Here is a 20662-nt window from a genome sequence, read left to right as displayed (position 1 = left end):
TACATTAATGAAGTGATCGTCTTCCCAATAAGATTCTTCAACCTATGTCTTACATCAGGAAAGTATACGGGCCGCTTGTAAAATCCACCTCCTAAACAATTTGAGATTTTGTAAAGATTTGCTGGCTCAAGATTACATGTAAGCGCTTTATATTAGGGATAAAAAAAAGCCCCTCTTCCTATTATCAAGGATTTGGGGAATTTTTGAAAGGCTTTTCCTGTTTTTAAAATTATAAAAGTGGAATTTTTCGTTTAAAATTATTGATCATTTTTGTGATCTGCCGGATAAACAAGCCCGAACTGTTTTCTTGCCTCGTCCATGATTCCCATTGCAATTCTAGAATTTTCGTACGAATTAACAGGAGATTCCAAGATCCCTTTTTCCAGTAAACCGATAAAATGTTCCACCTCGTATACCATATTTCTCGCTTGCTGAGGCTGACTCAAATCTTCCACCGAACCGTCTCTGTAGCGGATTTCGATCTTCTCCGGCTGACTGATCTTATCGATCACAATGGTGCCGTTCTCTCCTTGAATTTCGGAGGGCAGATGGGATTGTGTGATTTTGGAGTACATGAGGACCCCATCCATCTCCCCATATTTGGCCAGAATGCTTCCTTCACCGTCCACACCGGATTCGAGCAAGACTGCATTGGCCGCTACCTGCACCGGCTTGCCGAAAAGAACGACCATCGGATAGATGCAGTACACGCCCAGATCCATCATCGCACCGTTCGAGAAAATAGGGTTAAACGCGTTCAGCACCGTGCCGCTTTTGTACGCGTCATAGCGGGATGAATATTGGCAGTAGCTTGCGAAATACCGGCGCACCGGCCCGATTTTATGCAAGTGATCCCGGATCGCCTGGAAATTGGGCAAGAAGGTGGACTTTAGCGCTTCCATGAGCAGCACGTTATTCTTCTTAGCCGCGGCAATCATCTTGTCGAGCTCCCCCGTATTGGAAGCGATCGGCTTCTCACACAGGACATGTTTGCCCTGATTCATCAGAAGAACCGCCTGCTCCGCGTGCAAAGAATTCGGGCTGGCGATATAGACCGCGTCAAACTGATCACTCTGCGCCATCTTCTCCAAATCCGTAAAGATATGCGCAGCTCCAAATTTATCTGCAAAGGCCCGGGCCGTTTCTTCTTTCCGCGAGTACACCGCCGTCAGAGTGAATTGCGGGGACTCCTGCGCGGCCCGGATCAGTTCTTCCGTAATCCAGTTCGTACCGATTACTGCAAATCGTGTCATAAGTCTTGTCTTCCTTCCGTCTGAAAGATTACGTCCAGTTTATCATGCGGATAGGATTTTCGCTAAATTCTTAACCCTGCGGTTAAATACTCGGGCTTAAAATGGAAAGTTTAAAGCGGTGGCGTTAAAGCGGTAGCGTTAAAGCGGTAGCGTTAAAGCGGTAGCGTTAAAGCGGTAGCGTTAAAGCGGTAGCGTTAAAGCGGTAGCGTTAAAGCGGTAGCGTTAAACTCTTAATAATTAACGATCACTCATTTACGTTATATTGATGTAATATTAATGTTATATTTATGTTATATAATAGCTATTTTATCACTTTTTTATCCTCATTCGGATCTTTTTTATTATTTTTATGTTAGTATAGTTAACAAAAGATAATAAAAAGGAGCTGCCCGCTATGTTCGTCGGTCTTCGTGTTGTCAAAACCTCAGTCGCCATTGCCTTCTCCATCTGGATTGCGCGGCTGCTCCATTTGGAACCGGATCACTTTGCCGGCATCATCTCGATGCTTGCCGTCCAGCCTTCCGTCTACCGCTCGCTCCATCATACGCTCTCCCATATGGCCAGCGCACTGGCGGCATCGGCTCTGGGAATTACCGCTGCACTTGTACTCGGCAGCAGTTCTCTCGTAATTGCGGCAGTGGCCTTTATCGTCATGATGATGCATGTCCGTCTGAAGCGGACGGCCTCTCTGACGCTTGCGGTCATCGTTGCCATCAACACCATCGGCACTTCCGATGAGCTGATAGGCGGGATGGCGGCCTACAATCAGTTCCTGCTCGTGCTTGTGGGTATGACAGTCGGCACGGCCGTCAATTTGATCAGCAAGCCTATCCACCGCGAACGGGAAGATGTGCTGCTGGCCAAGTCCGAAACGATGCTGCGCGTTCTGCTCCATTACATCCAAATCGACTTGCAGGCAGAGCAGATGACTCCTTACAAACCTGTCATGCGGCTACAAATCGAAGAAGTCCGTACCTATATCGAAAGCGGCAAAAGCGTATCCCAGCTTGTCCGCGAAGACCGCTGGCTGACCCGCGGCAGCGATGGGGGTGCGGGAGAGCTGTTCCGCTCCTATGAGACTATGGCCGAACGCATCCGCGATCTAGTCAAGGCGCTGCAGAAGGCAGATGCGGCGCATCCCGAAGCGGCGCGCCTGATACAGGCCCTCGCAATCGTCATTCGGGGGCAGGAACGAATGACACTGCATGGCCGGCGGCTGCCCCTGGGCCTGCTGCTTCGCGCTCTGAGGCCATCCCGCATGACGCGTAATCCCGGACAGGAGGAAATAGCCCGGCTATTTCCGTATTACCAGGCTTACGAAGCGCTGGCGGATTACCTCAAGGAGCTCGAAGCCAGCCGCAGCGCGGTAGTCGCCCGCCCGGCCGTCAAGGAAGCGCCCGCCACCCGTTTGCGGGCGGTGCTGCGCGGTAAATTGGTCAGCAGATAAATTCGCACCTTATATTGCATCCAAGTATAGAGAAACCCCGATCATTTTAATGTCCAGGGATCACTCTGTTTTGTTTGAATCGCCTATAGCACGATTCATCAAAAATATTTGAAAGATGAACGTAGGCTTAGAACGCATACGACGATTCCAGCTAACGGCTCTTTACTGTGTATTAGTCGTAGTTTTGAATTGTGGAGGATACCGAAAAGACGATCCCGCTAGTAATTTGTAACTTGAACTGCCAGCTCAGGTTGATGACAACCTGCTCCTTATTAACTGGTTCAGACACCTAGCCGTAAGGCAGACTCACGAAAGACCTAACGAACTTAAACAAGCTAAAGACGGATATCATGTCAATAAACGATTAGAAGGTAACGTTGCTGTGGTATCGAGAGGCAGCTTAGGAATCGGCCAAACATCGGCGATCGAGCAAGCTGGCGGCGAGACCATCGTGATCAAATGTCATATTCCGAAGCCGGAGAGATAATTTGAAGGAAGTTGAAATTCCAATTGGCTGCAGGCGGTCATCCTCTGAGGGAGGCTCCAGACAAGCCCAGACAGGTCGCCGATCTGGTGCTTTCCTTGCATCGAACGAATCGACTCATATTACCGGTACCGAGATTTATACTGACGGGGCAGAGTCTTTACTGCGCGGATAAAAACTTCACTTTTTTAATTGATTCGCTAAAATGAGGAACAAAATCCCGATAATAAATCCAAAATTAACTTGATTGATCTCTGGACTAATCTTGCCATCAGAAAGACTGACTGTAATGAGTGAATAAATAGCAACAAAAAAAATAAGGAATATTATGATCTTAATGGTATTCATTTGCTACTCCTTTCATAAGAAAAGGCTTAGGATATCCTAAGCCTTTTCTGTATGCACTAATTATAATCATACCTAACTTGTGGATCAATTGAAAGTTCAACTAAGTCAAAACCTCCATTTTTACGAACTGCACCATAGTGCTGTGTATTAATCATGGCATAGGTTCCTTTAGATGCCCATGCAGTACCAGGTCTAATTCGTAGAGGTAAGGATATTCCATATTGATACCACCTTTCATCCACATTCCAAAATACTTTGTCGTCAGCTTGACTGCCCTCTGTAGTAAGGCTAATTGCTGCATTCGTAGAAAATTGCCATTGCACCCCCCATGGTAATGAAACAGCAAAAGTACTTCCCGAATTAGAATCAGGACCCCAATCTTTTATAATGTCAGAAGCCGAAGGGAGGCTGTGCCACGTCTTTAAATCATAGCCCGTGGTGTAGCCGTTATATCCATTTAACTCCACAGAATCTTCAAGATAGAAATAGTCGTATTCAGCATCATTATCACTGGCTTTGTGCAAAAACCAGTCTACACTTAAATTTGCTTTAAGCTCGTTGAAGGCATATCCATCTTTGCTTAAACTATCTCTAGTAACGATTGGATCATCACCATATCCCGTCGGAGCTAATTTGTTTTTTTCATTCTTTAACTCCAATCTCTTATTTGAATTTATAACTGATTGTAAAATAAAGCTGTCGTCCGGAATAATGTAGGTTCCATCAGCTTCTTTATATGTTACTTGACCAAAATCAAAATTAAATTTTCCATCTACCTCTTTACCAACACCTAAATATTGCCACTCTTGATTTTTCACAGATGATTCTTCTAATTTTTCTTTACTTCGCTTCTCTATCTTTAACCCTGTTAGTTGCTCTACATCTTGGGTAGTAAACCCTTTTCCGTAAATATAGACAAGATTCTGTTTATTGATCTCATTAATAATATTATTTAATAAATCTTTATTTGAGGAAATATTTTCAAATGAAACTACTATAATAGAATCTTCAGAATGTTTTATGGTAAAATTATTTTGCTTAAGAGTTGATAGTGTAATCTTATCAAAATTATACATTTCCTTAATTTTCTTTATCGTTTCATCAGAATCACGTTTTTTAATATTACTAATAGTGGTTTCAGCACTATCACTGATGACAATTATTTGTTTTTTGAGTTTTGGTTTGGCACTTCCATATGCATTTATTGGTATTAACATACTTAGAGCTAAAGTTGTTAAAGTTAAACCTTTCGCTAACTTCTTCATTTATACAAAACCTCCAAGATAACTTATTAAGAATGGCCATTCCCTATATCAATTATACCATTTATTGGTTTTTTATCAATATAATGTTTTTTGATATGTACTTAAATCCGTGATAGCTGACTATGAAAATAATAGAATAAAAGCGTCCGGTGGCCCTGGCGTTCATAATCCAGCGGTCACCCACCCCGAGATTTTGTACGCTTACCTTGATCTGATGTGTCAAGGTAAAAGCAATTTCGATCATATTGTGCCTTTCCGCGAAGATAAGTTTTTCACCAAGGCTCTTGGCATTAAGCCCGTTCCTGCATCGCCGACCCTCCACCAACGGCTCGATTTGGCAGGAAGGTAAGCTTCGATTACAATCTGGCTTTCGCAGCCTTCACACTATCTATGGCTTCTATTGCCATTTTGTATGTGTTTACGCAAAGATACATTATCGGAGGGTTGACAGAAGCAACGATTAAATAGGCCTGATGAATCACAGCCTAACTTAAAAATGGTATGAATTATACGTGCCCACAAAATGGCTTATAAGAATCACAAATAATAAGAGACAATCGCTAATCGATTGCCTCTTATTATTTCTTCAAAGGAAACCCGCACGGGCAACACATTTAAGCTTGCCCCGCCATCCCGCTCATTCCCCTGTGGACCGCAGCCGCCCATCCTTCGTAAACCAGAGGGGAGCACTTAACAGTCCCAGCAGCATTGCCGTTAAAGCCGCAGCCGAGGACAGCACGAACATAATCAGAATCTGATAGCGCACCGCTTCGATAGGATCGGCGCCTGCCGCAATCATCCCCGTCATCATTCCCGGCAGTTGAACCAGCCCGGTGGTTTTCATCCCATCCAGAGTCGGAATCATACCCGAGCGGATGGACCGCTTAATCGAGTTCTGAATCGCCTGCTTGGAGGTTGCCCCCAGGGCGAGCAGCGCTTCGATCTCGCCTCTGGCGGCTTCCATTTCTCTTTTCATGCTATTCAGGAAAAGGCCTGCTACGATCATGGAACTGCCGATTGTAATGCCGCTGATCGGAACAATGAACTGAGGCGTAGCCTCCACAATCCCCAGCGTAAGCAGCAGAGCCATCGTCACCGCCTCCGTGCAGCACAGGGCAAGAGCAATTCTCAGCCGGATGCCCGGTATATCCCGTGCGCGGCTGCTGACATTCCAGGAAGCGACCAGGATCATCACGGCAATAATCAACACAATGAAGAGCGGATTCTCCGCATCAAAAACAAAATGAAGCACGTAACCTACAAAAAGCAGCTGAACCGCAGACCGGATCGTACCTATGATAATTTCCTTTTCCAGTCCAAGCTTCTGCTTCATAGATAAAAGGATAGTGACCGCAACAAAGACGGCCGTACTCATCAGGGAAATATTGGACATCAGAGCAGGCTCCCTTCCGAATCCGTACGCCGGATAAAGCTTCTTGCCTGCCGGGTTGACGGCTCCCGGAAAAACTCCTCCGCCGGCGCGGTTTCCAGCAGCCTTCCCTCATCCATGAACCAGATGAAATCGCTGACCTGCGCGGCCTGATCCAGATCGTGCGTGATCCAAATCAGCGCGGTTCCGCGCTTCTGAGCCCAATCCGAGAGCAGCCGCTCAGCCGCCCGTTTACTGGCGGGGTCGAGCGAAGCGGTTACTTCATCTAACAGCAGCACCTCCGATTGCAGCAGCAGTGCCCGCACAAGCGCGGTGCGCTGCTTCTCGCCGCCCGACAAATCCGCAGCCTGCTTAGACCAGTCCAGGCTCTCCAGTCCCAACGCGGCCATGCATTCCTCAGCCAGCCGCTTATCAAATGCCGCTCCGTGCAGCTCACTCACTGCCCTGAGATTGGCCTCAACCGTCCCTGTCAGCATGACGGGCTGCTGGGCCACGTAACACACCCTGCGGCGCCACTCCTGCGGCTTCCATTCCAGAAAAGGCCGGCCGTTTAGGCTCAGCGTCCCCTCATCGGGCTTCTCCAGGCGGGACAAGATCCGCAGCAGCGTCGTTTTGCCCTGTCCCGACGTTCCCAGAAGCACAATACGCTGGCCGGACCGGACTTCAGCCGTGATCTCCCTGAATAAATAGGCCGGGGATTCGCCGTGCCGCTTTTTCCCGATCCCCTGTAAAGATAATTGGATACTCAAAACATAACACTCCTAACAAGAATCAGCACGTTATAGACACATCAGCAATTATCAGCATAGCTGCCGGATCACTATTCCTACGATTATAGACCGAACCTCCGAAGACTTAAATACATCTATTATCAGCCGGCAGCAAATGCGATTTCCCGGTTTGGACAGAGTCCTTTCCACTGCCCGTCATTCACCTTCATGAATATATTAGCATTAGTCGCTCTGCCGCTCCCTCTAACAATTTCACCTTGGTGAGGCCCCTCACCGTTCTTAGCATCGATAAAAATCAACCATTCGCTTGCCCCAGCCAAAAAAGCGTCCTGCACGGAACACACCGCACAGAACGCCTAAGTTTGTTTCAATAATCCTTACTTTCTCACGCTTACATGCCTTACTCAGGCCTCTCCAGCGAGAAAATCTCCCCGAGACGGCTGTAGCTGTTCCCCGCCAGACGGCTGACCGGACGCAGCAGCTCCGGGTCGATCTTCCCGTCCCGGTACAGCTCGCGGGCAACGTGAAAGCGGACGACCCGCCCGATTAACAAATCGCAGGCGGGCGCTGTGACTACGCCGCCAAGCGGGATGGAACGCTCCAGCACGCATTCCATCCGGATCTTGGCCTCCGCCACGCCGGGGACCTGCACTTTGTCGCTCTCGATCAGTTGAAGTCCGGTCAAGTCGATCTCGCTCTCGTCCGGGGGCAGACTAGCCGCGGTCACATTAATCGCCTCGATATAGGACTCATCGCTGATGTGTACGACGAACGCACCAATGTCCAGCGCATTGCGGGCGGTATCCTTCGGCTCCCCGTTCTTCCGCTGAACCGATACGGACAGAAGAGGGGGATTCGCCGCTATGATGTTGAAATAGCTGAACGGAGCGGCGTTTACCACTCCATCCAGGGAGCGTGTCGTCACGAACGCGATCGGTCTTGGAATAATACTTCCGATTAGCAGCTTATACGTATCGTGCTCACTCTGATTTTCTGGATCAATAGAGATCAAGCTCTCTCCTCCTTGGTGTTTCAAGATCAGCCCGTACCCCTGTCTGTGCCTCCACCATCTCCACCAAGCTTTTCATCGTGTTGTAAGGCAGCGCAAGTCCCGGATCAGGCTTGGAGATGCGGCTGTGGTCAGCCCTTGTAGTGCTTCGCGAACCATTCCGCTGCCGCATTCACCTCAGAAGCTGTCAACTGGTGGCCCCTGTTCTCCCATTTCACGTCCACCCCGGCGCCTGCCGCGGTGAGCATCTCCTGCAATTCCTCCGTCTCCTCCGGCGTACAAAGCGGATCGTTGGAACCGGCCCCGATAAACACCTGCACACTTGACAGATCGGGCAGCTCAATTCCGCGGAGCGGGACCATCGGATGATGCAAAGCAGCGCCTTTCAGAGCATTCTGATAATGGAAAAGCAGGCTGCCGGCTATATTAGCTCCGTTGGAATACCCTACGGCTACGAGATTATTCCGGTCAAAACCGTAATCCATAGCGGCTTTATTGATAAAATCATAAATTTCCTTCGTTCGGAAGATGAGATCCTGCTCATCAAAGACGCCTTCCGCCAGCCGTCTGAAAAACCTCGGCATGCCGTTCTCAAGCACATTACCTCTAAGGCTCAGCACGGAAGATTCGGGTGAAATCCTGTCGGCAAGCGGAAGCAGATCTTCTTCGGTACCGCCTGTTCCATGAAAAAGCACTAGCGTAGGCTGCTCCCTGTTCGTCCCTTGACGATATACATGTTTCATGATTTGTCCTCCTCCAGTACACGGACTTCAATAGGCGGCAGTCCCTTCTCAATTGCCGCACGGTGCGGTTCGTACCAGTCCGGCAGCACCAGTTTCCCGCCTAGTTGATCCAAAGCCTCATCACGTGTAAATCCCGGTGGATCTGTCGCAATTTCAAACAGAATTCCACCCTCTTCTCTGAAGTATACCGCATTGAAGTACTGCCGGTCGATGACCGGGGTAGGATCAAATCCGCTTTCCTGCACGCGGCTTCTCCAAGCTTCATGGTCCTCGAAATCTTTGGCCCGCCAAGCGATATGATGGACCACTCCGGCCCCATCCGCTCCGCGGGGCACTGCTTGTGCCTTCACATCAATAACATTGCCGATATCGCCTTCGGATTTGAAGCGGATAAACTCCCCGTCCTGTCCAACCTTCGTAAGTCCCATTACATGCTCCAGTGTGTCCATGGTTTTCTCAGGCGCCAGACTAAACAGCACAGCTCCCCCGAAACCTTTGATGGCTTTGTCCGCCGGAACCCCGCCAAACGTCCATTTGCTCGGCGTGCCTTCGCTCCGCTGCACAAGCTCGATCTGCAGCCCGTCATGATCCTGCAGCCTGAGATAGGATTCGCCGAAACGCTCCGTCACCGTATAAGCAACGTTCAGCTTTTTCAGGCGTTGTTCCCAGAAATCAAACGAGCCCTCCGGAATCGCATAAGTCGTCACCCCTACCTGGCCTCCACCGACCCGGCCTTTACGCGAAGCCGACCACGGGAAGAAAGTAATGGCCGTCCCGGGACTTCCTGATTCATTTCCAAAATACAAGTGATACACTTCCGGAGCGTCAAAATTGATCGTTTTCTTCACGAGACGAAGCCCCAGTACTCCGGCGTAGAAATCTACATTCTCCTGTGCGTGTTTTACAAATGCGGTTATGTGATGAATTCCGGCTGTTCTTTGTGTCATGGCTCTGCACCTCTTCTTTATAAGTTAGTATGGCTCAATAATGGGATAGAATCCCTGTAGAAGCATCTCTTTTAGATTAAGAATCTTAAATTTAAGATATATGCTAAAAATTTTTAGTCCTGCTTTTGTGCGCCCAAACCGAGTTTCTTGATCAACTCGATCGCCTGTATTTTCTCTTCAGCTGTCAGACCGCTCATGCTCGACTCCACAACCTTCGTATGTTCGGGGAAAATCACGTTGAACAACTCTGTCCCCTCTTCCGTAATCTGCGCATAAGTCACCCTGCGGTCTTCAGGACATGGGACCCGTTTGAGCAGCCCTTTCTTCTCCAGCTTGTCGATATTGTACGTGATGCTGCCGCTGGTCACCAGAATCTTATCCCCGATCTGCTGTAGCGGGAACTTCCCCTTGTGATACAGCAGTTCCAGAACCGCGAATTCCGACGGTGACAGGTTGTGCCTCTTCATATCCTTGACGGAGCGGTCCATAATGACCTTCTGTGCTTTGGAAAGCACTACGAACAGCTTCAGCGACAAATCGAGTTCGCTCATGTCTTCTACATCCTTCACCTGTATCACCACCGGATTAATTTATCTCAAATTTAAATATCTTTAATTTAAGATAAATATACACCTCTTTAAACGAGGTGTCAAGCCCATCTGCCACTCTTGTATACAAAAATCTCCGGAGCGGCTTAATCCGGAGAAGGGCCTAATGTAATCCGGTATTGCGAACACTCTTCCACAATATGCTCGCCCTGCGAATATACCCAGCGGAAGCGGTAATGGCTGCCGGTGTAGTTCGTCTTCGCGCGAATGTCCGGTATGACTACGCTATCCATATTGTCGAGGAGAGTCTGCTGCAGCTGCCGGATTCTCTCTTCATTGGCTTCTCTGCGTTCTTCGGCCGCCTCTTCCGAAGGCGAGGTCTGGCAATAATACTCCCTGCCCACTTCCGCATCGGTCAAATCCGGCGGCAGCGGAGCACCCGAACCCCGGAAAATTTCACGGACCGTTTCAATCCAATCTTTGTATAAATCCATTTCTACATTCACTTGATGCGCCTCCTGCTTTCCAGTCTAACGGTTGCTTCTATCTATTTTAGCTTATTCCGCTAAATAATTCGATCCCGATGTCCGCTGCCGGGAGGGGCCACTCCCGGTTTTCTAAACCCTATACACGTAAGCTTGGCTCCCGGACTTTGGAGCTGTAAAGAGCGCGATAAACGCAATCGTCTCCCTCCTTACAACAAGCAGCCCTCAGAGGAACGGAATTAACCCGGAAAGAAGGTTAAATCTGTTTCTTTTCTGAGGGCTGCCCTGTTATTTTACTCAAGTAAAAAGAACCGGTTTCTCTTCCTGCTCCTGCCCATTCATCAATAAGGCTTCCACCAGTTGCCGGAAACGGTGATCATACTGAGCAAACGGATGCTGTTGTCGAAATAGTAGCTGTCGGAGGTCGGCGAATTGACGATATCGCTCCACACCTTGTTCAGCCACTGCTGGTTGGAGGCATCAACCATTGCGCTGACCGCGAAAGGAGCCGTAAAGGCGATCGCATGGCTGGAATCGAGAACACCGCCGCTGAGTGTATATCCTGATCCGATTTTGGCGGGGTTGCCGCCCGTCTTGGTCTGGATCCAGTTGTTCATCTTACGGAGCTGGCTCAGAGCTCGCGAATCCCCGCTGACGAGGTAATCGGTTGCAATTCTCCAAGGCGTACGCGAGGAGTTCCAGCTGTAGTCGTTATCTGTCGCCTCTTCCAGATACATCTCGGGAGCCGGGGCATACGTTCCGTTTGATTTACGGACGACGAAATCCGGCATCAGCCCCGTGTTCGGACTGTGACTCGCGAAGATCGTATTAATAATAGAGTATGTCCGGTCCGCAACTTGATCCCACTTGGCATTACCGCTGGCGCTTTTGAAAGCTTTGAGGTGATTCAGCATGTAGTCGGAAGGCCGTGTGCCCGGGCCGTATTTGGTATCGCTGTCGGACGCCCAGTCGCCCAGCTTCAGATGATAGTAAGCCGCATGAACTTCCCTTTTCAGAATGGCATTAATAACTTTAAGCGCCTCACTCTTATAATTGATTCCGCCGGTGCTTCCCCACTGCTTGTCGGCAAGGAGGAGTGCGTACGCGATATCCATATCACCGTCCGTTGCGGCATCACTGCCTGAGGTATCCACAATGTTACCGCTGGAGTCCTTGGCCTGCTGCCAGGCCATCAGAGCCGGATCTATGGAGCTCGGGTGAGCCTTATAGAAACGGTACAAGCCGTCAAAATACGACTGCGCATTAGCATCATAGCCCGCCATATAGGCGGTAATTATCATGCCGTACCCGTGACCTTCCGAGCAGGAAACGACATTAGCCGGTTCCGTGACGATGTTTTCTTTGTTATAAAAAACGTAGTATTGATTCGAAATCTTCGGATGCTTGACCAAATACCCCGCTTTCCACTCGTTATATTTCTGCTGAACCTGCTGATCCATCTGAGCCTGCGTATAGTTACCGGGCTTAATCGTCCCCGGGGTGTAGGATACATGCTGCGGAAAAGGCTTCAAGGCTGCGGCAGCATTGACGGCGGCCGGATTTTGTACCAGCGGGCCGCTCCCATTAGCTGATGCGGATACCGAAGCCGCTGACCCTTCAAGGGCCGGACCTGCCACTGCGGAAGCAGCCAGACTGCACAAGAGACAAGTGTTTAAGGATAGGGTAAGCCATTTCTTTTTCATCATTCATGCTCCTCTCATTTTTACATGCATAGGCACAAACCGGTTCATTCCAGTAATCCCGGGTACGCATCGCCTCCTTTATAAAATAACGGCCGCGGCTTGGTTCCAGCTGCTTTACGCACTCGCACTGGCACTGGCACTGGCACTGACACTGACATCGGCATTGGCATGGCATCGGCATCGGCATCGGCATCAGCATTTTACAAATATTAAAGCGCTTTAACTTTTGTGCATAAAAAATAACCGCCCTGCCACCACAAATCCGTTAACGAATTTTTTTGCAGCATACCCGCAGCCATTGATGTTTGTAATCTTCAACTAAAATATAAGCGCTTACATTTACAATGTCAACCCTTATTTATCCAGTCGTCAAACTCCAGTAAAGACTCCTCATCCGCTCACGCAAAAAAAGAACGGAGAGACAATCCTCCCGCTCTTCTTCTCTTGCCTGCTCCTATGCTGAGCCATTTTGGGCTGTCTTGCGATAGGCTTGCTCTGAAATGACCTTACTTGGAGGCCTTACTTGGAGCCTTGTTTCTCCTGCATCCGTTCGTGAAGAAAGTCTACCACATGCATGACTTTCATACTGCCGTTTCCGTACCGCTCTACCCCCAGCTTCATCTGCAGAAGGCAGCCCGGATTACTCGTCAGCATAATCTGAGCCTGCGTCGCATTCGCATGCTCCATCTTGTGGCCAAGGATCTGATCCGCCATCTCCGGCTGCGTCAAATTATAAATGCCCGCCGAACCGCAGCAACGGTCCGATTCCACCATCTCGACGTAGTCAACGCCGGCAACCTGGCGCATCAGACGCCGAGGAGCATCGGACGAGCGCATCACATTGCGCAAATGACAGGAATCCTGGTAAGTGATGCGAATCTTCTCGGCCGGGGCGGACGGAGTAACCGGCTGCCCCTCCGTCTGGGCGGCCGTGCTGGCATCCTCAGCGGCGGCCGTTGAAGAACCGGCAACGGCTGCCCGGGAGCCGGTTGCACTGGCAGCGGCCTCGGCGGATGCAGCTGCGGCCGCTTCAGAAGCGGCGGCAGTGTTGCCGATGCCAGCCGCTCCGCTTCCTGCGCCGCCCATGTCCGCTGCTCCTGCCGGAGCAGACTGCACCGTGCCGGAGAGCTGCTCTGTGCGGCCCGCCGCAGCGGCGGCGCAGCCCTGCTCGGCGAATTCCGGCAGCCGGCCGGCGTTCACAAGCAGGTCGCTGATGTCTTTGACCCGCTCGGCAAACCAGGCTGCGCCTTCCTTCCACTCCGCATCATCATGCAGCAGGTGATCGTATTCCGTCAGGATAGCTCCGCAGCCGCCTGCATTGGACACGATGTAGTCTACGCCTGCATCCCGGAAAGCCCGGATATTGCCCCGGGCCAGCGACTGGGCTCCGCCGGTTTCCCCGCTGTGCGCATGCAGAGCGCCGCAGCAGTTCTGCGCCTCAGGAATGAACACCTCGAAACCTGCGCGGGTCAGCAGTTCCACCGTATGCACGTTGGTGTCCGTGAACATCACGTCCATGATGCAGCCCCGGAACAGCCCGACCGTGGCGATCTTCTCCCCGGCGGCTGCATGGCGCGCGCCGATCCGGTCGATGACGCCGCTAGCGGAAGCTTCCGGCAGAATCGCTTCCATATCGCGCATATGCGCCGGGAACATCTTCATGATGCCGGCGGCACGCGTCAGCTTCTGAAGGCCCGAGCGTTGGTACAAGCCCAGCGCTCCTCCTACCAGACGCATGCGGCTCTGCTTGGGGAACACGGCCTTGAACGCCGTGTTCCTCGCCAGCTTCACCCAACCGCGGTGGGAGCTGGTATGATCTTCGATCGCGTCTCGGGCCTGCTCGATCAGCTGTCCGTATTTCACATCCGCCGGACAAGCAGGCTCGCAGGCTCTACATCCGAGACAGTGGTTCATCTGTTCTTCGAACGCCGCGTCCGGCTCCATGATTCCGTCGGTGACGGCTTTCATCAATGCGATTCTGCCCCGCGGCGATTCCGCTTCGATTCCGGTTTCCCGGAAAGTCGGACAGGCCGGCAGACAGAACCCGCAGCGCATACAATTCGTTAATTGATCCTGGTCGAGGCGCAGCTTCAGCTTCTCTGTCAGCGGATTATTCGTGGTGCATGCTGCCTGTTCAGCCACGGTCGATCACCACCCTTTTGCGGGATTCTTTGGCGAATACTTTGCCCGGATTAAGCAGATTCAGCGGATCAAACGCCTGTTTGATCCCCTTCATTACCTGAATGCCTGCCGCGCCCACTTTCCATTCCAGGAAAGGCGCTTTAACGAGTCCGACACCGTGCTCTCCGGTAATTGTGCCCCCAAGTTTGATGGCGGCTTCGAAGATCTCCGCGAACGCGGCCTCGACCCGGTGCACTTCCTCCGCATCCCTTGCATCGGTCGTCGCTGTCGGGTGCAGGTTGCCGTCACCGGCGTGGCCGAAAGTACAGATGGTTACTTGATGTTTCTTCGCGATGCGGTTAATCTCCATGACCATATCGGCGATTTTGGAGCGCGGAACGGTAGCATCCTCCAGAATCGTGGTCGGTCTGAGCCTGGCCAGCGCCGTAAAAGCGCTCCGCCTTGCCGTCAGCAGCTTGAGCGCTTCCTCCTCGCTCGCAGCTACCTCAACCCGGTCGGCATTCTCGCTGCGGCAGATCGATTCGATCAGCGCGATGTCACGCTCGACCGCCTCCGGGTCGCCATCCTGTTCGATTAGCAGAATCGCCTCCATATCCAGCGGCAGACCCAGCTTCGCAAAATCATCCACCACGCGGATCGTCGAATTATCGAGAAACTCCAGCGTGGCGGGAATAATCTGATTCTCGATAATCTTCGATACCGTACGCGCGGCACCGTACAAATCCTTATACATCGCCAGCATCGTTTTCTTCGCCTTCGGCGGCGGGATCAGCTTAAGGGTCGCTTCCGTAATAACGGCGAGCGTGCCCTCCGAACCGACCAGCAGCTTCGTCAAGTCATAACCAGCTACGTCCTTCATCAGCTTGCCGCCGGTACGGATCACTTCCCCGCTTGCCAGCACGGCTTCCAGTCCGATGACGTAGTCTTTGGTCGTGCCGTATTTCAAACCGCGCAGCCCGCCTGAGCATTCGGCAATATTTCCGCCGATCGTCGAAATCGACATACTGCTCGGATCCGGCGGATAGAAAAGCCCCAGCGACTCCACGTGCAGAATGAACTCCTTGGTGTTCAGTCCCGGCTGCACGATAGCCGTCAGATTCTCCATATCGACTTCAAGAATACGGTTCATCCGGTGCATGACCATCACGATCCCGCCTTCGACAGGCACAGTTCCCCCGCACAAATTCGTACCCGATCCCCGGCTGATAAGCGGAACCTGGTATTCACTCAGCACTTTCATGACTTCCGACACTTGGGCCGTCCGTTCCGGGTAGATAACCGCATCCGGCAGAGACTGCAGCATCGGAGTCCCGTCATACGAATGGGTAACGAGCGATTGCGGATCGTCTTTGAATCTACCGGGCCCGAGAATAGCGGTCAGCTTCTGTTTAACTTCTTCCTGCAGCACAATCAGACACCCCTTTAATGGAAGTACAATCATTAGATGAACATAAGAATAGGCGGATTTCAGGTGGTAAGCCCACCGGTACAACTTAATCAATGATAAGCGTTTTCATTTAATTATATAAAAATTAGTCAGGTCATCTGATGACTTTCTTTACGAATAAGTATACACTAAAATAAATCAACCGGAAGCGGATTTTTTAAAAATAAGGTATGGAGGCAATTACATGGAGACGAACAGCAGCGGACGGCCTTTGAAAAGCCATGAATGGGTCATGAGCGATATCCGGAAGCAGCTCGAAGAGGGCCGTCTTGCGACCGGGCAGCGGCTTCCCTCCGTGGTTGATCTGGCCGCGCAGTATGGCGTGGGGCGCTCGACCGTGCGGGAAGCGCTTAGTGCGCTGAAGGCCATGGGCATGCTCGATATCCGGCAGGGCGGCGGAACCTTCGTGAAAGCTGCCGCGGCAGAGCCGCAGCATCCCGGCCTCCTGCACCCCGAATCATGGGTAGACCGGGCGGCCTCACTCCGCCAGATTCTCGAAGTCCGGCGCGTGCTGGAGACCGGATGCGCTTCTCTTGCCGCGCGGAACCGGTCGGAAGCCGACCTGAGCGATCTCGCGGGTACCCTTCGCGAGATGGAGGCTCATCTGGGCGACGAAACGCGCAGCGAGCAGGCCGATGTCCGGTTTCACCAGCAAATGGCTGCCGCCACCCACAACCCGGTGCTCGCCGATTTGATGGGCTCGCTGTCGCAGAAGCTGCACGACAGCATGAGGGACACGCGGGCGCTCTGGTTCTACGCAGAGCGCTCGTCCGCGGAGCGTCTGCTGCGCGAGCACCAGGCTATCTATGACGCGATAGCCGCCCGCAACGGCGCCGAAGCCTCGGCGCGCATGGAGCTGCACATCGCCAAGGTCGAGCAGGTGCTTGGCGAGAAGGGCGCCGGGATCTGACCCCTTGCAGAGGATGCGCATAATTTTATACACCGCTGCACCTTTACGATTATTGAGATCATGCCTGCTTCTTAAGCACAGAGCTATAAGCAGCAGCCTAAATCTTTGAGCCTATTAAAAAACAGGCAGTGCCGAGTCAACACTTACTCGGCACTGCCTGTTTTGGATATACTCTTGATCTCTATTGTTTCAGGGGTTTTTCTTTATATTCTTCCAGCCAATATTCATAATAGGGGTTCATCCATTTAGATCCATCGTAGTATTCTACTTCGCTTACACAAGACAGAACCGTTTTGATTCCATGCGGGTCATCCAGCGACCACCCTTTTCCTTTTCCGTAAGTGGCGTTAGGGATGATATTCACATTTTCAGCAATGCCCTTAAATTCAGAGTCCGCACTGCCAAATTGGGATTTAATTTTGATAGGCAAACCATTACCGTCATAACCTAAAGAAGCGACTTTGATATTTTTCACCGTCTTTTCCGTGTTGTTTCTGACATGGACTTGTATCATATCCGGATAGAGTGTCTTGTACTCTGAGCTTTGAGCGATGATGGTTGAGCTTTCCACGGTTACTTCCTGCTTCTTTTTGGCATCTTCCAGCTTTTCTTTCCGTTCCGCCGCTTTTTTCTCTTCGTTAGCTTTTTCATACACAGCTTTCTTAGCTGAAATCTCCGGATCATCAGGAATTAAAGACAGGCTTTCCCCAATCATAGTTATTGCTTTGGCAAAGTCATTACTTTGAGCTGATTCATCGATTTCCTTCAGGATTGCTTCCTTATAGGTTTGTATCGAATTCTTCATCGATTCCTGAGCCGCATTGTAATCCGCGTCCTCTTGGATCACTTTTTTAAATTCGGGAATCGCAGCCTTGATATTTTTCTCATTTAGGAATGCCGCCCCTTTTGCATAGGCTGTCCGGGAGTCATTTAACCGGGTAACTGCAGATGAGGCTTCTGATACTTTACCAGAGATCACTTTGGCACTTTTTAGAGCTTCCAATTCAGAATTCGCTGTCTCGTAATCTGTCTTTTTTTCTTTAAAACTTGCCACGATTTTATCGATTTCATTCTGAATAAAGTCTTCTGCCTTTTTCTTATCATCCGGCTTTTCCATGATCTTATCCTCGTAAATGCCTACCGCTTCCTTATAGCTTCCATCATTGATTGCTCGTTTGAATTTAGCAACATCGGTGTTTAATAACATAATCATCAGAAAAACAGCTGCACAAACCAGCAGTATCCCGCCCGCAATCCAGCCTATTTTCTTCGAACTGCCATCCATCTTGGCATTCTCTTGAACGGGCTCAAGTAAGCTTTGACCGCAATGATTGCAGAATTTGGATGACTCCGAATTTAATCCCCCGCATTTAGGACAATCCATGTTTTCCACTCCGTTTTATTTCACGTAAAAAAGATTCATAATAATTACCAATCTTTTCCCGTAAAATATAGTACCATATCCCAACGGATAGTTATATAGACCTACAAAAATTAGACAATTAGTCACATATACACAAATAATCCTTCAAAATCTCACCTTACCCCACTGGTTGCAGCAGCTCCGTACGGACGATCTCAAGAATCTCCCGGGTTCGGTCCCGGATAAAAAAATGCCCGCCTTCTAACGGATACATGCTGCAATTCTGCCGCGTAAGCTTGTGATAACCCCCGAGGTCCCCCGTGGTCAGTTCATCTTCTGTTCCATAAATGACCGAGATATTAAGAGCAAGAGGCGCCGGATTATCGGCATACCGGTGGGTATTGACCGCTTTGAGGTCCGAACGGATTATTGGCAGGAAAATGTCCATCAGATCCTTATTTTCACTGACCTCATCCGTAAGGCCGCCCAGATCAATGAGCTGGCGGACCAGATCCGGATCAGACTGTTCATGGTTAATTCGGCAGCTTCGCTCCACGTTAGGGGGAAGCGCTCCGGAGAAGAAGACATGCCGTGGAGGCTTCTGGCCTCTCTTGATTAACCGATGAGCCGCTTCAAATGCCAGGTGCGATCCCAAGCTGTGCCCAAAGAGGGCATACGGTACCGCATCTTGCAAGGAGCGTTCAATGGTATTTACGACATCCTCCGAGAGCTCGTCCATGTCATCCAGCAATGGACTGTTGAATCTCCGTCCCCTGCCGGGAAGCTCCACCGGCTCAATTTGCAGCTGCGGCGAAGCTTCCTTGATCCACGGAGTAAAAATCGTGGCGGAGGCTCCTGAGTAAGGCATACAGAACAGCTTCATTTACTCCACTCCTTCTATATAATAGTACGAAAACCTTTTCTAGCCGGAGCTTGCCGGACTACCGAACGATCCGGAAGGTTTCCGCTTCGATAGCGCTTCAAGCCCGCTCTCAGTCGCTTGACTGAAGAGACCGCAGATATCGCTTAGAATGCTCAGAGAGCAGACTGCGGGCAATTGCCGCAATCTGCTCGATTTCTTACCGCTCTTTTGTATTGCCGCTCGTGTTTATCGTGTCGTTCTTGCCGTTCTTCCTGAATTAATTGGCAACGAGATTATAGGTGCCGAGCACCGTCTGCATACCTGCGAGGATAATCTCGCAGCCCTCTTTAAGTGCAGCCGGACTAATCATCAGCGGAGGCATGATTTTGATTACGGTGTCGTTTCTGCCCGCTCTTTCGATAATAAGCCCATTCTCAAAGCACAGCTTGGCAATCTTCCGCGGCGCTTCCGGATCGGGTACTCCCGCCATATCGATTCCCCAAATGAGACCGATTCCCCTCATTGTAAGAGCGGGGTGAAGCGGCATGATCTGCTGCTCCAGGAACTGTCGGATGTAAGCCTCCTTGTGCATAACTTGCTCCTCAAGGAGAGATTCCCTCCGGTACTCGAGTGCGGCTTTAGCCGCTACAAACGCGAGCTGATTGCCTCGGAAAGTCCCGTTATGCTCACCCGGGGCCCATTGATCGAGCTCCGGCTTCAGCAAGAGCAGAGACATCGGCAGGCCATATCCGCTGATTGATTTGGACAGGACGACCATGTCCGGTGTAATTCCCGCTCTCTCGAAAGAGAAGAACGGGCCCGTTCTGCCGCAGCCAACCTGAATATCATCGGCAATAAGCAGAATTCCGTGCTCGGTGCATAAGTTCCGCAGTCTTCTGAGCCATTCTACACCGGCTACGTTGATTCCTCCCTCTGCCTGGACCGTTTCGAGAATAATGGCGGCCGGTGTATCTATCCCGGAATGCGTATCGCGGAGAACCTGCTCCAGATACCAGATCGTGTCCAGCTCAGCGAACGGGCCGCCATCGTACGGGAAGAACGTGGCGTTGCCCAGAGGCAGACCCGCCCCGGCCCGGCTCTCCTTGTTGCTGGTGACCGCCAAGCTTCCCATGGACATGCCGTGGAAGCTTCCCATGAAGGTAAACACGCCGGTCCGGCCCGTGACTTTACGAGCCAGCTTCAAAGCCGCTTCAACCGCATTCGTTCCGGTCGGTCCGCAGAACTGCAGCTTGTAGTCCAGCTCGCGGGGCTTCAGGATAAGACTGGAAAAGGACTGGATGAAATCTTCCTTCGCCTTCGTATACATATCCAGACCATGCATGATACGATCCGATTTTAAGTAATCAATGATTTTTTCCTTGATAAACTCATTGTTGTGCCCGTAATTCAAGGCTCCCGCTCCCGCAAAAAAATCAAGATACTCACGGCCGTTATCCGCATACAGATACTCGTCCTTCGCCTTATCGAACACAACCGGAAAACTTCTGCAATAGGACCTCACATTTGATTCCAACTCTTCAAAAATACTCATCTCAATTGCCTCCCCATGCTCCGAATTTGGACT

Annotated in this window: 17 protein-coding genes and 2 pseudogenes; 4 read left to right on the top strand and 15 right to left on the bottom strand. The window is 50.7% G+C overall.

What is annotated here, in order from left to right:
* Positions 1-257 precede the first annotated feature (257 nt).
* Entirely contained in the window at positions 258-1253 is a 996-nt protein-coding gene (locus EDM21_RS04605; protein WP_157333301.1) for a Gfo/Idh/MocA family protein, read from the bottom strand.
* Between the two features lie 394 nt (positions 1254-1647).
* Between EDM21_RS04605 and EDM21_RS04600 the strand changes: the two genes are divergently transcribed.
* Positions 1648-2700, top strand: a complete 1053-nt coding sequence (locus tag EDM21_RS04600) for an FUSC family protein (RefSeq protein ID WP_157333299.1) — start codon at positions 1648-1650, stop codon at positions 2698-2700.
* Between the two features lie 525 nt (positions 2701-3225).
* A pseudogene (locus tag EDM21_RS24885) lies at positions 3226-3359 on the top strand (3-oxoacyl-[acyl-carrier-protein] reductase); the annotation flags it as partial.
* Between the two features lie 229 nt (positions 3360-3588).
* Here the strand turns inward: EDM21_RS24885 and EDM21_RS04595 are convergent.
* The gene (locus EDM21_RS04595) at positions 3589-4797 is read right to left on the bottom strand and encodes a hypothetical protein (RefSeq protein WP_157333297.1); all 1209 of its coding nucleotides are present in this window, start codon (positions 4795-4797) and stop codon (positions 3589-3591) included.
* A 199-nt stretch (positions 4798-4996) separates the two neighbouring features.
* On the opposite strand from EDM21_RS04595, the pseudogene EDM21_RS25460 reads away from it, so the two are divergent.
* Positions 4997-5143 (top strand): annotated as a pseudogene (locus EDM21_RS25460) (IS1380 family transposase); the annotation flags it as partial.
* Positions 5144-5434: 291 nt separating this feature from the next.
* Here the strand turns inward: EDM21_RS25460 and EDM21_RS04590 are convergent.
* The 10 genes from EDM21_RS04590 to EDM21_RS04545 form a co-directional block, all read right to left on the bottom strand.
* Positions 5435-6190: an ABC transporter permease gene (locus EDM21_RS04590; RefSeq protein WP_157333295.1), complete on the bottom strand. Its 756-nt coding sequence runs from the start codon at positions 6188-6190 to the stop codon at positions 5435-5437.
* Entirely contained in the window at positions 6190-6930 is a 741-nt protein-coding gene (locus tag EDM21_RS04585; RefSeq protein WP_420850640.1) for an ABC transporter ATP-binding protein, read from the bottom strand. The genes EDM21_RS04590 and EDM21_RS04585 overlap by 1 nt, the downstream gene beginning before the upstream one ends.
* Positions 6931-7318: 388 nt before the next feature.
* Positions 7319-7930 (bottom strand): flavin reductase family protein, encoded by a 612-nt coding sequence (locus tag EDM21_RS04580; protein ID WP_157333291.1) that lies wholly within the window; start codon positions 7928-7930, stop codon positions 7319-7321.
* Positions 7931-8058: 128 nt separating this feature from the next.
* On the bottom strand, positions 8059-8670 hold the full coding sequence (locus tag EDM21_RS04575) for an alpha/beta hydrolase (protein ID WP_157333289.1): 612 nt from the start codon (positions 8668-8670) through the stop codon (positions 8059-8061).
* Positions 8667-9617: a ring-cleaving dioxygenase gene (locus EDM21_RS04570; RefSeq protein WP_157333287.1), complete on the bottom strand. Its 951-nt coding sequence runs from the start codon at positions 9615-9617 to the stop codon at positions 8667-8669. Before EDM21_RS04570 ends, EDM21_RS04575 begins: the two co-directional genes overlap by 4 nt.
* A gap of 113 nt (positions 9618-9730) precedes the next feature.
* The gene (locus tag EDM21_RS04565; RefSeq protein WP_157333285.1) at positions 9731-10168 is read right to left on the bottom strand and encodes a MarR family winged helix-turn-helix transcriptional regulator; all 438 of its coding nucleotides are present in this window, start codon (positions 10166-10168) and stop codon (positions 9731-9733) included.
* A gap of 143 nt (positions 10169-10311) precedes the next feature.
* Positions 10312-10671: a hypothetical protein gene (locus EDM21_RS04560; protein ID WP_166541824.1), complete on the bottom strand. Its 360-nt coding sequence runs from the start codon at positions 10669-10671 to the stop codon at positions 10312-10314.
* Between the two features lie 320 nt (positions 10672-10991).
* Positions 10992-12353 carry a glycosyl hydrolase family 8 gene (locus EDM21_RS04555; protein ID WP_157333810.1) on the bottom strand — a complete coding sequence of 454 codons (1362 nt, stop codon included), beginning with the start codon at positions 12351-12353 and terminating at the stop codon, positions 10992-10994.
* A gap of 519 nt (positions 12354-12872) precedes the next feature.
* On the bottom strand, positions 12873-14495 hold the full coding sequence (locus EDM21_RS04550; RefSeq protein WP_166541823.1) for a heterodisulfide reductase-related iron-sulfur binding cluster: 1623 nt from the start codon (positions 14493-14495) through the stop codon (positions 12873-12875).
* The gene (locus EDM21_RS04545) at positions 14488-15903 is read right to left on the bottom strand and encodes an FAD-linked oxidase C-terminal domain-containing protein (protein WP_166541822.1); all 1416 of its coding nucleotides are present in this window, start codon (positions 15901-15903) and stop codon (positions 14488-14490) included. The genes EDM21_RS04550 and EDM21_RS04545 overlap by 8 nt, the downstream gene beginning before the upstream one ends.
* Positions 15904-16126: 223 nt before the next feature.
* Between EDM21_RS04545 and EDM21_RS04540 the strand changes: the two genes are divergently transcribed.
* Entirely contained in the window at positions 16127-16852 is a 726-nt protein-coding gene (locus EDM21_RS04540) for a FadR/GntR family transcriptional regulator (protein WP_157333283.1), read from the top strand.
* A gap of 181 nt (positions 16853-17033) precedes the next feature.
* Here EDM21_RS04540 and EDM21_RS04535 read toward each other — a convergent pair whose 3' ends face one another.
* From EDM21_RS04535 to ectB, 3 genes are all read right to left on the bottom strand, one after another.
* Positions 17034-18236, bottom strand: coding sequence for a DUF5780 domain-containing protein (locus EDM21_RS04535; RefSeq protein WP_157333281.1), 1203 nt, complete (start codon positions 18234-18236; stop codon positions 17034-17036).
* Between the two features lie 157 nt (positions 18237-18393).
* Positions 18394-19098, bottom strand: a complete 705-nt coding sequence (locus EDM21_RS04530) for a thioesterase II family protein (RefSeq protein WP_157333279.1) — start codon at positions 19096-19098, stop codon at positions 18394-18396.
* Between the two features lie 256 nt (positions 19099-19354).
* On the bottom strand, positions 19355-20629 hold the full coding sequence (ectB, locus tag EDM21_RS04525) for a diaminobutyrate--2-oxoglutarate transaminase (protein ID WP_157333277.1): 1275 nt from the start codon (positions 20627-20629) through the stop codon (positions 19355-19357).
* Between the last annotated feature and the right edge of the window lie 33 nt (positions 20630-20662).

The sequence above is a fragment of the Paenibacillus lutrae genome, assembly GCF_009757775.1.
Taxonomy (GTDB): Bacteria; Bacillota; Bacilli; order Paenibacillales; family NBRC-103111; genus Paenibacillus_F; species Paenibacillus_F lutrae.
The sequence above is the reverse complement of the archived record's forward strand: the minus strand, read 5'-3'. Positions and strand labels throughout refer to the sequence as shown.